This window comes from Arthrobacter sp. B2060 (assembly GCF_059090445.1).
The window spans coordinates 56972-69199 of sequence record NZ_JBNHFR010000015.1; the positions used below are offsets into that span (position 1 = coordinate 56972).

At 65.2% G+C, this 12228-nt stretch carries 7 protein-coding genes and 1 pseudogene; 6 read left to right on the plus strand and 2 right to left on the minus strand.

From position 1 onward, the window contains the following. Position 1: 1 nt before the first annotated feature. From polA to rpsA, 3 genes are all read left to right on the plus strand, one after another. Positions 2 to 2821 (plus strand): DNA polymerase I, encoded by a 2820-nt coding sequence (gene polA / locus AC5RUM_RS20380; protein ID WP_494036653.1) that lies wholly within the window; start codon positions 2 to 4, stop codon positions 2819 to 2821. A 61-nt stretch (positions 2822 to 2882) separates the two neighbouring features. Further along, positions 2883 to 4202: a GNAT family N-acetyltransferase gene (locus AC5RUM_RS20385; RefSeq protein ID WP_494036654.1), complete on the plus strand. Its 1320-nt coding sequence runs from the start codon at positions 2883 to 2885 to the stop codon at positions 4200 to 4202. A 229-nt stretch (positions 4203 to 4431) separates the two neighbouring features. Continuing rightward, on the plus strand, positions 4432 to 5907 hold the full coding sequence (rpsA, locus tag AC5RUM_RS20390; protein ID WP_018773018.1) for a 30S ribosomal protein S1: 1476 nt from the start codon (positions 4432 to 4434) through the stop codon (positions 5905 to 5907). 83 nt (positions 5908 to 5990) lie between these two features. On the opposite strand, the gene AC5RUM_RS20395 is transcribed toward rpsA, so the two are convergent. Together AC5RUM_RS20395 and AC5RUM_RS20400 are read right to left on the minus strand one after the other, a co-directional pair. Further along, a complete protein-coding gene (locus AC5RUM_RS20395; protein ID WP_400576585.1) occupies positions 5991 to 6557 on the minus strand; it encodes a type 1 glutamine amidotransferase domain-containing protein in 567 nt (188 codons plus the stop codon). Positions 6558 to 6776: 219 nt separating this feature from the next. Further along, positions 6777 to 7468: pseudogene (locus AC5RUM_RS20400) on the minus strand (IMPACT family protein). Between the two features lie 94 nt (positions 7469 to 7562). On the opposite strand from AC5RUM_RS20400, the gene coaE reads away from it, so the two are divergent. From coaE to AC5RUM_RS20415, 3 genes are all read left to right on the plus strand, one after another. Next, the gene (gene coaE, locus AC5RUM_RS20405; protein ID WP_494036655.1) at positions 7563 to 8801 is read left to right on the plus strand and encodes a dephospho-CoA kinase; all 1239 of its coding nucleotides are present in this window, start codon (positions 7563 to 7565) and stop codon (positions 8799 to 8801) included. Then, complete coding sequence (gene uvrB / locus AC5RUM_RS20410) at positions 8798 to 10897, plus strand: excinuclease ABC subunit UvrB (RefSeq protein ID WP_400576580.1); 2100 nt, start codon at positions 8798 to 8800, stop codon at positions 10895 to 10897. The genes coaE and uvrB overlap by 4 nt, the downstream gene beginning before the upstream one ends. Before the next feature lie 281 nt (positions 10898 to 11178). Further along, the gene (locus AC5RUM_RS20415) at positions 11179 to 12216 is read left to right on the plus strand and encodes a TerC family protein (RefSeq protein ID WP_494036656.1); all 1038 of its coding nucleotides are present in this window, start codon (positions 11179 to 11181) and stop codon (positions 12214 to 12216) included. Positions 12217 to 12228 lie beyond the last annotated feature (12 nt).

Genomic DNA, 12228 nt, shown 5'->3' on the forward strand with positions numbered 1-12228 from the left:
CATGGCAACTAGGCTGGCACCTGTGAGTGAAACAACCAAACCGGCCCCCTTCCCGTCCACAACCGAGACCCTTCAGGACATCGCGGTGTCCTCGCCTGCCGGCCCGTCGGTGTCGGCCACCGAGGCACCCGTCATTCCCCTGACGGACCAGCCCCGGCTTCTGGTGCTGGACGGGCACTCCATGGCCTTCCGGGCTTTCTTTGCCCTCCCGGCCGACAAATTCTCCACCGCCCGGGGCCAGCACACCAATGCGATCCATGGGTTTACATCCATGCTCATCAACCTGATCAAGGAACAAAAGCCCACGCACATCGCGGTGGCGTTCGACGTCTCGGATGACACCACTCACCGCAAGGCCGAGTACAGCGAATACAAGGGCGGCCGCAATGAGACTCCCCGGGAGATGAGCGGCCAGATCGACCTCATCGACCAGGTGATGGGCGCCTGGGGCATCAAGACCATCAAGATGCCCGGCTACGAAGCTGACGACATCCTGGCCACGCTGGCAGCCATGGGTGAAAAGGCCGGATACGAAGTCCTGCTCGTATCGGGTGACCGGGACGCCTTCCAGCTCATCACGGACAACGTTTTCGTGCTGTATCCCCGGAAGGGCGTCAGTGACATCCCGCGCATGGATGCTGCCGCTGTCCAGGAAAAGTACTTTGTCTCGCCTGCCCAGTATTCGGATCTCGCCGCCCTGGTGGGGGAGACCGCGGACAACCTCCCGGGGGTTCCCGGCGTCGGACCCAAGACGGCTGCGAAGTGGATCAACCTCTATGGCGGGCTCGAAGGCGTCCTGGAACACCTCGATGCCATCGGCGGGAAGGTGGGCGACGCGCTGCGGGCCAATGTTGATGCGGTGAAGCGCAACCGCAAGCTGAACAGGCTGCACACAGACCTCGACCTTCCCGTGACGCTGGACGAACTGGCGGATCCGCGGCCAAACCAGGAGGCGCTCGAGGAGCTCTTCGACACCCTCGAGTTCAAGACCATCCGCACGCGGCTCTTTGAGCTGTACGCCAGCGATGCCCCCGAAGCGGAACGCGAGCCCCTGGAGAGCCGGGACTTCGCCAGGCTGACCGACGCGGATGCGCTCCGGTCCTTCCTGGCAGCAGGGGCCCGCCAGCGGTCCGCCCTTGCCGTCGACGTCCTGCCCGGCCGGATCGGCGAGGACGCCGACGCCGTCGCGATCGTGCGGGACGACGCCGCCGCATACGTCGACCTTACGTCGCTGGACGCCGACGCCGAGAACGTCCTGGCGCAGTGGCTTCGGGACGCGGAATCCCCGAAGGTCATGCACGGCTACAAGGCAGCCCTGAAAGCCCTGAACAACCGCGGGCTTGGCCTGGAAGGCGTGGTGGATGACACCTCCATCTCCGGCTACCTCATCCAGCCCGACCGCCGCACCTATGAGCTGGCTGAGCTGGCCCAATACCACCTGAACATCCACGTCTCCCCGGAGGCCGCCAAGGCCGGCCAGCTGGAACTGACGTTCGACGACGACACCGCAGCGGCGTCGGGGGCGCTGGTCCAGGTCGCCGCCGTCGTCCACAAGCTGAGCCGGTTCTTCGAATCTGAACTGCAGGAACGCAAGGCCGAGGAACTGCTGGCAACACTGGAACTGCCGGTGAGCCGGGTCCTGGCCGACATGGAGCATGCCGGCATCGCCGTCTCCATGGACCTGATGGACGAACAGCTGGCAGACCTCGCCCGCGTGATCGACGATGCGCAGGAACGTGCCTTCGCCGCGATCGGCCACGAGGTCAACCTGGGTTCGCCCAAGCAACTCCAAACGGTGCTGTTCGACGAGCTGAAGCTGCCCAAGACCAAGAAAATCAAATCGGGCTACACCACGGACGCCGCTTCGCTGAAGAACCTGCTGGAGAAGACGGGCCATGAATTCCTGGTCCAGCTCATGGCGCACCGCGAATCGGCCAAGCTGCGCCAGATGGTGGAGACGCTCAAGAAGTCCGTGGCCGAGGACGGGCGCATCCACACCACGTACGCCCAGAATGTGGCGGCGACGGGGCGCATCTCCTCCAACAACCCCAACCTGCAGAACATCCCGATCCGCAGCGAGGAGGGCCGGCGCGTCCGTGGCATCTTCGTGGTCAGCGACGGGTACGAGTGCCTGCTGTCCGCGGACTACTCGCAGATTGAAATGCGCATCATGGCGCACCTGTCCGGTGACGCGGGGCTGATCGAGGCCTACCGCCAGGGCGAGGACCTGCACCGGTTCGTGGGCTCCTCCATCTTCCACGTGCCGCCGGCAGAGGTCACCAGCGCCATGCGCTCCAAGGTCAAGGCGATGTCCTACGGCCTGGCCTACGGGCTGACCTCCTTCGGCCTGTCCAAGCAACTGGAAATTTCGGTCGATGAGGCCAGGACGCTGATGAAGAACTACTTCGACCGGTTCGGCGCCGTCCGCGACTACCTCCGGGGCGTGGTGGACCAGGCCAGGATCGACGGTTACACGTCCACCATCGAAGGGCGGCGCCGCTACCTGCCGGATCTCACCAGCACGGACCGGCAGATGCGGGAAAACGCCGAGCGCATCGCCCTTAACTCGCCCATCCAGGGGTCCGCCGCGGACATCATCAAACGCGCGATGCTGGGCGTGCATGCCGAGCTGGCCGCGCAGGGACTCAAGTCGCGCATGCTGTTGCAGGTGCACGATGAACTGGTGCTGGAGGTGGCCAACGGGGAACGCGAGGCGGTTGAGAAGCTGGTCACGGAGCAGATGGGCTCCGCTGCGCAACTGAGCGTTCCCCTTGACGTGCAGATCGGCGTGGGCACCAGCTGGTACGACGCAGGCCACTAGTGCATACAAGATGTGCAGGGCGCTATATCGGCGCCCTGCACATGATTGTCATCAAGTTCAAATGTCAGTCGGTTCAAAGGGGGAGCAATACGTGGCGGACAGCTATGAGATCAGGCGATTCAGGGTGTCGGACGACGACGCGCCCGGCTACAGCGAGGGAGCCGACTGGCTGCAGGCCGTGGGCTTCGGCTTCCACGACACCCGGCGGGATGACGCATTCGTGGAGAAGATCCTGGCAATGTACAGGGTGGACGACCGTGAGCTGACGGGCGTCTACCAGACCGGCCAAGTTGCCCCGCATTCCCTGGGCGCCAACGTTCCCGTGGCAACATTTGGAACCTTGCGCAAGGACCTGAACGTCGGCTACGGCCGCCAGCTCCGGACGCACATGGTGACGGCGGTGACGGTGCGCGGGACCCACCGTCGCCAGGGCCTCCTGCGCCGGATGATGACCGAGGACCTCTCGTCCGCCAAGGCCGACGGGCTGGCCATGGCGGCTCTTACGGCGTCGGAGGGGTCCATCTACGGCCGTTTCGGCTACGGTGTGGCCACCTTCGAGCGGTCTGTCAAGGTCGATACCGGCCCGAGGTTCCGGCTTCGCCATGCTGCGACAGGCAGAGTGGAAATAGCGGACCGGAAAGTCCTCCTGGACCTGGCGCCGGAAGTATTCGAACGTGTGCACCGGCACACCCCGGGGTCCATCGTCCGGCAGGAAGCCTACCGGCAGAAGGTCTCCGGGGCCGTCGGTGATGAAGGCAAAGAGGACGAGGCCATCAAGTGCGCTCTGCACTACGACGCCTCCGGCTCCGTGGACGGCTATGTCTCGTACAAGTTCGCGGGCTGGGACACCAAGCCCTACACGATCGAACTCATCGACCTCGTGGCTGCCACCCACTCCGCCTACCTGGAACTGTGGCAGTTCCTCGGCAGCATCGACCTGACCGAGCGGGTCAGCTGGGCGGACGCCCCGGCGGATGACCCCCTCGCGTGGGCGCTGGAAGACCCGCGGTGCATCGAGTCCTCCCACCACAGGGACATGCTGTGGCTCCGGATCCTCGACGCAGGCAAGGCTCTGGCAGCCCGGCGCTACTCCGCGGACGAGTCCCTGGTCCTGGGGATCAGCGATTCCCTGGGCTTTGCGGACGGCACCTTCCTCCTCGAGGTCAGCGGCGGCGATGCCCGGGTCACCGAGGCTCCGTCGGGTGTCCAGCCGGAGCTGTCGCTCGATGTGGCCGAACTCGGCTCCATCTATGTCGGCGGTGTGTGTCCGGTGACGTTGGCCTCGGCCGGACGAATTACCGAGCACGGATCCGGCGCGGCGCTGAAAGCGCGGCACATGTTCGCCGTCGAGCGCGCGCCGCACTGCCTGACCCACTTCTGACCGCATTGTGGCAGGTCACAGGCCCGCAGGGTAGCCGCGACGCTTTGACCCCGGTTCACGCGAGCGACTAGACTAAGCGGGCGTGTACTACGTGCACGCATCTCTAATCCACAAAATCAGGAGGACCCGGCAGATTCTTGCGATCTGCCGCGCTTTGCGCCTGCGTTCCATAACGCTGGGGCGATGGTTTGCCTGACCGACTAACTATCCACAACGGAGCCCCTACTACATGACCATCACCTCCACCGAGAAGCCCGGTACCCCCGTAGTCGCCATTAACGACATCGGTACCGCTGAGGACTTCCTCGCAGCAGTCGACGCCACCATCAAGTACTTCAACGACGGCGACCTCGTCGAAGGTACCGTCGTCAAGGTCGACCGCGACGAAGTTCTGCTCGACATCGGTTACAAGACCGAAGGTGTCATCCCCTCCCGCGAGCTTTCCATCAAGCACGACGTTGACCCCGGAGACGTCGTCTCCGTTGGCGATCAGGTCGAAGCCCTGGTGCTCACCAAGGAAGACAAAGAAGGCCGCCTGATCCTCTCCAAGAAGCGTGCTCAGTACGAGCGCGCCTGGGGCGACATCGAGAAGGTCAAGGAAGAAGACGGTGTTGTCACCGGTACCGTCATCGAGGTTGTCAAGGGTGGTCTTATCCTCGACATCGGTCTGCGCGGCTTCCTGCCGGCGTCCCTCGTCGAGATGCGCCGCGTGCGCGACCTGGCTCCGTACATCGGTCAGCAGATCGAAGCCAAGATCATCGAGCTGGACAAGAACCGCAACAACGTTGTGCTGTCCCGCCGTGCATGGCTCGAGCAGACCCAGTCCGAGGTCCGCTCCACCTTCCTCAACAAGCTGGAAAAGGGCCAGGTCCGTCCCGGCGTCGTTTCCTCCATCGTCAACTTCGGTGCCTTCGTGGACCTGGGCGGCGTAGACGGCCTCGTCCACGTTTCCGAGCTGTCCTGGAAGCACATCGACCACCCGTCCGAGGTTGTCGAAGTTGGCCAGGAAGTCACCGTCGAGGTCCTCGAGGTCGACCTGGACCGCGAGCGCGTCTCCCTGTCGCTCAAGGCTACGCAGGAAGACCCGTGGCAGACCTTCGCCCGCACCCACGCCCTCGGCCAGGTTGTTCCGGGTAAGGTCACCAAGCTGGTTCCGTTCGGTGCGTTTGTCCGCGTTGAAGACGGCATCGAAGGCCTGGTTCACATCTCCGAGCTCGCCGTGCGCCACGTTGAGCTGGCTGAGCAGGTTGTCTCCGTCGGTGACGAGCTGTTCGTCAAGGTCATCGACATCGACCTCGAGCGCCGCCGCATCTCCCTCTCCCTCAAGCAGGCCAACGAGGGCGTCGACGCCGACAGCACCGAATTCGACCCGGCACTCTACGGCATGGCCGCTGAGTACGACGAAGAGGGCAACTACAAGTACCCGGAGGGCTTCGACCCGGAGTCCAACGAGTGGCTTGAAGGCTACGAGAACCAGCGCGCCGCCTGGGAGCAGCAGTACGCTGACGCCCAGACCCGCTGGGAAGCCCACAAGAAGCAGGTTGCCCAGCACGCTGCCGACGACGCAGCAGCTGCAACCTCCGGCGAGAGCGACTCCGGCACCACGAGCTACTCCTCCGAGCCGGCTGCTGCTGAGACCGGTGCAGGCACGCTTGCTTCGGACGAGGCTCTTGCAGCACTGCGCGAGAAGCTGACGGGCAACTAATTGCCGTAAGTACTGGTAGCCAGTAAAAAGGTGGCCGTCCCCGGAAGGGGGCGGCCACCTTTTTGGTTGCTGAACCGGCAGCGTCAGGCTGTCTGGCCGGCGTGAGCCCCTTCGGCGATTTCCTCCAGCACCTTGTCATTGAAGGCCGGGAGGTCGTCCGGCTTCCGGCTGGTCACGAACCCCTGGTCCACTACCACCTGCTCGTCGGTCCAATTGGCACCCGCGTTCCTGAGATCGGTCGCGAGGGTGTGGTAGGAGGTGAGGTTCCGGCCCTTGACCACTCCGGCGTCGATGAGCAGCCAGGGGCCGTGGCAGATAGCGGCCACAGGCTTGTGCTGTTCGAAGAAGCTCCGCGCAAAGGCCTGGGCGTCCTTGTTCACGCGCAGGTGATCGGCGTTCACGACGCCGCCGGGGATCACCAGTGCGTCGAAATCCGAGGCGTTGGCCTCCGCCAGGGTGAGGTCGACGTCGAAGGTGTCCCCCTTTTCGACGCCGTTGAAGCCTTGAAGCTTTCCGCTGACGGGAGCAACGAGGGTGGGCTCGCCGCCGGCTTCCTTTACCGCGTTCCAGGGGCTGGTCAGCTCCACCTGCTCCACGCCATGCGTGAGCAGAAAGGCGACCTTCTTGCCTGCGATGCTGTTTTCCGACATTCGTCCTCCTTCAACCTGGCGCGCCGCCTGCGGTGTGCCGCACGGGCACCGGCCGGCCTGGCGCGCGGTGCTGGCTTACACCTCAACCCTAGGAAGCAGGAAACTGATAAGCAACCTGATAATCGCAGTCCTAGCCCGGGGCACCTTGGTTGCCCACCCTTGCTTGCGCACCCTTGCTTGGGCACCTTGCTTGGGCATCCCGGTCCGGGGCGGCCGCGGTCAGCGGGGGAGCGGCACGTCCACCCAGTCTGTGCCTTCGGGCTCCAGTTCCGAGCTTCCGGACGTCATGGCTGCCAGCCGATCGGCCGCCTCAGCCAGAACTTCCGGCGAGTCGGGGAGGGCCAGCCGCAGGACAGTCGACTGCGGCTCGTATCCCGTCGCCGCCATGGCATAGCCGGCGGCGCGGAGATCGTTCTCCAGCCGGCCGGCAGCGGCATGGGGGACCCGGACGGCGCAGAGGCGCAGCCTCCTGCGCTGCACCAGCGGCGCGAGGTCAAGGGCTGCGGACACCGACTCGGAATACGCCCGCACCAGCCCGCCGGCCCCAGGAGTATCCCGCCAAAATACCGCACGACGACGGCACTCACGTCGCTGAGGTCCGTCACCCCGGAGGCGGTTTCCCGGCGGATCAGGGCCTCCAGCATGGGGATCCCTGCCGTTCCGGAGGGCTCGCCGTCGTCGCTGGAACGCTGGACGCTGCGGTCCGGGCCCAGCACGAAGGCAGAACAGTGGTGCCGTGCGTCATGGAATTCCCGCCGCAGGTCCGCCACGAGCGCCCGCGCGGCGTCTTCGCTGTCCGTACGCCGCAGCACAGTGATGAACCGGGACCGCTTGACCTCCAGCTCATGACGGAAGTCGGGCCCGGCGGCCAGGGTGGTGAAGGACGACGTCCTGCTCTCTTGCTCTTGCACCGCCCAAGTCTAGTCCGGGCATGGGCCCACGCCGCGAGGGTTCCCTGGGCGAGCGGAGCGAGGTCAGGGGAGCGGTGGGGACTAGTCTGGGGGTGTGTTGAAGATCGGGTTGACGGGCGGCATCGCCTCAGGAAAGTCCATGGTGGCCGCACGCCTCAAAGAGCTGGGGGCGGTGCTCGTGGACGCCGACGCCATCGCCCGCGACGTCGTGGAACCGGGCACGCCCGGCCTCGCCGCCGTAGTGCAGCAGTTCGGGGAGGACATCCTCGACGCCGAGGGCCGGCTGGACCGGGCGCGCCTCGGCGCCGTTGTGTTCCGGGACCCGGAGCGGCGTGCCGAGCTTAACGGCATTGTCCACCCCCTGGTCCGACGGCAGGCCGCCGCGGTAATGGCCGCCGCCCCCGCGGACGCCGTCGTGGTCCAGGACATCCCGCTCCTCGTGGAAACAGGCCAGCAAAGCAATTTCCACCTCGTCGTGGTGGTTGACGCGGCAGCCGAGGTCCGCGTCCAGCGGATGGTCAAACACCGCGGGATGACGGAGGAGGAGGCCCGCTCCCGGATGGCCGCCCAGGCCGCCCGGGACGTCAGGCTGGCGGCGGCGGATGTTGTCCTGGATAATTCCGGCAGTCCGGAGGATCTGCGGTGTGCGGTGGACCGGCTGTGGCAGGACCGGCTCGTGCCGTACGCCAGGAACCTCAGCGAAGCCACCGTCGCTGCCCGGAACGGCGGCCCGGTGCTGGTTCCGCACGATCCCGACTGGCGGCGCCAGGCGTCCCTCCTCATGGACAGGCTGCGGGCCGCCGCCCCCCATGAAGTCCTGGCCGTCGATCACATCGGATCCACAGCGGTCCCCGGGCTCGACGCCAAGAACGTCATCGACCTCCAGATGGCCGTGGCGGACCTGGAGACGGCGGACCGCATTGCGCCGCGGCTCACTGCCGCAGGGTTCCCTGTGTGGCCGGGAATCCTGCTCGACAGCCCCGCGGCCGGACGCCCCGATCCCGCAGCCTGGTCGAAGCGGCTCCACGGCAACGCAGATCCCGGACGGCCCGTGAACCTCCACGTCCGCGTGGCAGGCTCTCCCGGCTGGCGCTTCGCGCTGGGCTTCCGCGACTGGCTCACCGCGGATCCGGCCGCCCGGGATGCCTACGCGGCGGAAAAGCACCGTGTCGCGGCGCTCCACGCATCGGACACTTCCACGTCCAGGTACGCCCAAGGCAAGGAAGCCTGGTTCATGGAAACCGCCGGACCGGGAATGGAGCGGTGGGCAGCAAGCAGCGGCTGGCAGCCGCCGTCGTACGCGTCTGCGGGCAGCGGTAGATTAGATACATGAGTCTTGCGCAGGAGATCAACCGCGTCGTCGCGCCCTTTGAGGTCATCAGCGAGTTCAAGCCCGCGGGCGACCAGCCGGCCGCCATCGCCGAGCTCACCGAACGGATCAAGAACGGCGAAAAGGACGTGGTGCTGCTGGGCGCCACCGGTACCGGAAAGAGCGCCACCACGGCGTGGCTCATCGAGCAGGTGCAGCGCCCCACGCTGGTGATGGTCCAGAACAAGACCCTGGCCGCCCAGCTGGCCAACGAGTTCCGGGAACTGCTGCCAAACAACGCGGTGGAATACTTCGTCTCGTACTACGACTACTATCAGCCGGAAGCCTACGTTCCGCAGACGGACACCTTCATCGAGAAGGACTCCTCCGTCAACGAAGAAGTGGAACGGCTCCGGCACTCCGCCACGAATGCGCTGCTGACCCGCCGGGACGTGATCGTCGTGGCCACGGTGTCCTGCATCTACGGTCTCGGCACCCCGGAAGAGTACATCGCCGGCATGGTGACCCTCCGCAGGGGCCAAGAGATGAACCGGGATGACCTCCTGCGGAAGTTCGTGTCCATGCAGTACACCCGCAACGACATGGACTTCCACCGGGGAACCTTCCGCGTCCGCGGCGACACTGTCGAGATCATCCCCATGTACGAGGAACTCGCGCTCAGGATCGAATTCTTCGGCGACGAGGTGGAGAACATCTACACGCTGCACCCGGTCACCGGCGACGTCATCCGCGAGGAAACCGAGATGTACGTCTTTCCGGCGTCCCACTACGTCGCCGGGCCCGAGCGCATGTCCCGCGCCATCACCGCCATCGAGAATGAGCTCGCGGAGCGGCTCAGCGTCCTGCAGGGCCAGAACAAGCTGGTCGAGGCCCAGCGCCTGCAGCTGCGCACCAACTACGACCTCGAAATGATGCAGCAGATGGGGTTCTGCAACGGCATCGAGAACTACTCGCGGCACATTGACGGACGCCCCGGGGGCTCGGCACCGCACTGTCTCCTGGACTACTTCCCGGACGACTTCCTCCTGGTGATCGACGAATCCCACGTCACCGTGCCGCAGATCGGTGCGATGTACGAGGGTGACATGTCGCGCAAGCGCACGCTCGTGGACCACGGCTTCCGGCTGCCGTCCGCCATGGACAACCGGCCGCTGAAATGGGACGAGTTCCTGGAGCGCATCGGCCAGACCGTCTACCTGTCCGCCACGCCCGGAAAGTATGAGCTCGGCAAGGCCGACGGCTACGTGCAGCAGATCATCCGTCCCACCGGCCTGGTGGACCCCGAAGTCGTCGTCAAGCCCACCAAGGGCCAGATCGACGACCTCCTGGGCGAAATCCGTACCCGCGTGGAGAAGGACGAGCGCGTCCTGGTCACAACCCTCACCAAGCGCATGGCCGAAGACCTCACGGACTACCTCCTGGGCCACGGCGTCAAGGTGGAGTACCTCCACTCGGATGTTGACACGTTGCGCCGCGTGGAGCTGCTCCGTGAGCTCCGCATGGGCAGCTTCGACGTGTTGGTGGGCATCAACCTCCTCCGTGAGGGCCTCGACCTTCCCGAGGTGTCCCTGGTGAGCATTCTCGACGCGGACAAGGAGGGCTTCCTGCGTTCCTCCACGTCGCTGATCCAGACCATCGGCCGTGCGGCGAGGAACGTGTCCGGCCAGGTGCACATGTACGCGGACCGGATCACCGACTCCATGGCGCATGCCATCGAGGAGACCAACCGCCGCCGCGCCATCCAGGTCGCCTTCAACGAGAAAAACGGGGTTGACCCGCAGCCGCTGCGGAAGAAGATCGCGGACATCACGGACCAGCTGGCCCGGGAGGACGCCGACACCCAGGAACTGCTGAACAACAACCGCCTCGCGAAGGGCGCCAAGCGGGGAAAGTCCGCGGCCAAGGGCGCGGCCACCGTACGGGCGGACGGCCTCGCCGCCGCCCCCGCCGAGGACCTGGTGGGCCTGATCGAACAGCTGACCGAGCAAATGCATGGCGCGGCGGCCGAACTCCAGTTCGAGGTTGCAGCCCGGATCCGCGACGAAGTCTCGGAGCTGAAAAAGGAGCTCCGCCAGATGCAGGCCGCCGGCCACGCCTGACCGCACGCCTGACCGCAAGCCTGACCCGAAGCCCGCCTGGAGCGGTCCTGGCAGTATCCGGATGGTGGAACGTTGCCCTGCTGCGGCACGTTGAGGCGCGGGGAGGCGCCGGCGTGAGGTAAAGTTGAGGTCACGTAGGGGAGTATCCCAAGCGCTACGGACGTCAACACGCAAGGCACAGATGCCTTGCCGGGCGTAGCGGGCAGCCACATCAGCACAAAGTGCACAGGTTCGCCGGAGAGACTTACACCAGTTTTTTGTACCCTGCGAAAGGCATCCCTGTGCAGCTTCCCGTCTGGTTCGAGGTCGGCTCGTTCGTCGTCCTCGGCATCATTCTCCTGCTAGACCTGCTCCTCGTGGTGCGGCGTCCGCACGAACCCTCCATGAAGGAAGCCGGCCTCTGGGTCGCCTTCTATGTGGCTCTTGCCCTGGTCTTCGCCGGTGCCATGTTTATGTTTGCGGGCCCGGAGTACGGCGGGCAGTTCGTCGCCGGTTGGGTGACCGAATATAGCCTGAGCATCGATAATCTCTTCGTTTTCATCATCATCATGGCGCGGTTCTCCGTGCCCCGTAAGTACCAGCAGGAAGTGCTGATGGTGGGTATCGTCATCGCCCTCATCCTGCGCGGCATCTTCATCATGCTCGGTGCGATCGTCATTGAGCAGTTCAGCTGGGTCTTCTACATCTTCGGTGCCTTCCTGCTGTGGACGGCGTGGAAGCAGGCACAGGATGAAGGCGAAGATGAAGAGGACCGGGAAAACCCGATCATCGCCAAGATCCGCACCGTCATCCCCATGTCGGAGAAGTTCGACGGCGGCAAGCTCCGCACCGTGGTCAACGGCAAGAAGGTCTTCACCCCCATGCTGATCGTCTTCGTGACCATCGGCATGACGGACCTGCTGTTCGCCGTGGACTCCATCCCCGCGATCTTCGGCCTCACCCAGAGCGCGTTCATCGTCTTCACGGCGAACATCTTTGCGCTCATGGGCCTGCGCCAGCTTTACTTCCTGCTCGGCGGCCTGATGAACCGCCTCATCTACCTGAAGCACGCGCTCTCCTTCATTCTGGCGTTCATCGGTGTGAAGCTGATCCTGCACGCCATGCACGTCAACGAACTGCCGTTCATCAACGGGGGCCACCACATCGAGTGGGCACCCGAAATCCCCACCTACGTTTCCTTGGCGGTCATCGTGGGCACCATCATCGTGGCCGTGATCGCCAGCCTGGTCAGCTCCAAGGCGCAGCAGGCTAAGCTGGACGCCCGCCTCGAGGAGGACGCCCGGAAGAGCCGGGGCGAGGTGGACGCGGACGTCGAGTAGGCGTACGGCCAA